The sequence below is a fragment of the Enterococcus sp. HMSC076E04 genome (assembly GCF_001814285.1).
GTDB lineage: Bacteria > Bacillota > Bacilli > Lactobacillales > Enterococcaceae > Enterococcus_B > Enterococcus_B lactis.
The window spans coordinates 1-990 of the sequence record NZ_KV815581.1; the positions used below are offsets into that span (position 1 = coordinate 1).

Genomic DNA, 990 nt, shown 5'->3' on the forward strand with positions numbered 1-990 from the left:
CTTTAGGATATTAAAATTAACTAGCACCACGGGTAAATATTATAGATTATTACTTTTAACAGCTGAAGCAGGATGGATGGATTTTCCAGAAGTTGTAAAAGAAGTTCAAGAGATAGGTGCAACTATTTCTGATAGCCGCTCCTCTCCTATGAACTATCAGGATGCCCATGGAATTAAAATAATTGATCAAGAGAGAAATGTCAGAAAATACACAACAATAAATGAGTGTGTAATTAATGAAAATCTTTGTAGGGCACCGATAACGAAACACATTAAGAATAGAAGCAAAGCAAAAGACGGAAGAACTTTTACTACCTTCTAAGTTTTTTTCATATTTGTTTGCTATACTTAGATCTAAGGAATTAGACTTTCGCTGCCCATTATTTAAGTTTGAGGTAGCGTCTTGCGAGGGATCAATAATGGAAGAAGAAAAAATATTTGAAAAACGCTGGGAATTGGCTTCAGTTGAACAAAGAGCAAGGTACCATAATCTAATGTCCTCTTACCGCAATATTGATTGGACTTACAAAGAAAAGAAGTACTTGCTTTGGTTATGTCAGTTAGATGTAAATACCTTTGAAACATTTGAAGTGATTCTAGATAAGATTAAAAACAGCAATGAAAAAAGAGCTGATCTATAGTGGTTCGCTCTTTTTATTTTATTAACTCTTTGGTTACTATATGTAAAATACAGCTTCATATTACAATAAATTTCAGGATACAAATTTATTTAAGCATATATAAATATAATTGAAATGGGACATAAATATATGAGTATGAGAAAGGTGATTACATGTTTAATAAATGGGCAAACCACCCAATGAACTCGAGAGGTAGAGATAATTTGAAGGAGACGGACAAGTTCTGGGAAGAAGTATATAGTAAAAACAAAAATCTTAGGTTTCCTGAAGGAAAACTTTTATATAGAGTTCATACAGGTGGATATAAAAAACCTGTGGTTCTGTTGCAAAGTTTTCCAAAAAATCTATT

At 32.0% G+C, this 990-nt stretch carries 3 protein-coding genes; all 3 read left to right on the forward strand.

From position 1 onward, the window contains the following. Positions 1-7 precede the first annotated feature (7 nt). Positions 8-322, forward strand: coding sequence for a hypothetical protein (locus HMPREF2961_RS04665; RefSeq protein WP_033607135.1), 315 nt, complete (start codon positions 8-10; stop codon positions 320-322). A gap of 97 nt (positions 323-419) precedes the next feature. Beyond that, on the forward strand, positions 420-641 hold the full coding sequence (locus HMPREF2961_RS04670; RefSeq protein ID WP_002311006.1) for a hypothetical protein: 222 nt from the start codon (positions 420-422) through the stop codon (positions 639-641). A 152-nt stretch (positions 642-793) separates the two neighbouring features. Next, positions 794-990: hypothetical protein (locus tag HMPREF2961_RS15515; RefSeq protein WP_016629600.1), on the forward strand; the 197-nt coding region annotated here is incomplete at its 3' end.